Source organism: Streptomyces beigongshangae (assembly GCF_019710745.1).
GTDB classification, from domain to species: domain Bacteria; phylum Actinomycetota; class Actinomycetes; order Streptomycetales; family Streptomycetaceae; genus Streptomyces; species Streptomyces beigongshangae.
In genome coordinates this window covers 1-328 of the sequence record NZ_JAHKJW010000207.1, presented here as the reverse complement: position 1 = coordinate 328, position 328 = coordinate 1, and the positions used below count along the sequence as shown (strand labels likewise).

1 protein-coding gene is annotated in these 328 nt (G+C 78.0%); it reads right to left on the bottom strand.

Annotated elements, in window-relative coordinates; all coding sequences use genetic code 11:
• On the bottom strand, positions 1-328 hold a 328-nt coding region (locus KM933_RS38870), incomplete at both ends, for a KR domain-containing protein (RefSeq protein ID WP_221362420.1).

Below are 328 nucleotides of genomic sequence, written 5' to 3'. Positions count from 1 at the left end.
CGGCGCGGCGGGTGCCGCGCACCAGGTTCCGCAGCAGCGGCGGGACGGCGCCGGGCAGCCGGGACTCTCCGGAGGCGGCGCCGACGGCGACGATCAGGGGCTCGTCGGAGCCGGTGGCCGTGTCGAAGAGGGTCAGGCCGCGCTCGACGGGCAGCGGCGCGGCGCCGGAGGCGGCGATGCGCTGCATGTCGGCCCCGGAGAGGGTGCCGGTCATACCGGCGGACTGCTCCCAGGCGCCCCAGGCCAGTGACAGGCCCGGCAGCCCCTGGGCCGCGCGGTGCTGGGCCAGGGCGTCCAGGAAGACGTTGGCCGCCGCGTAGTTGGCCTG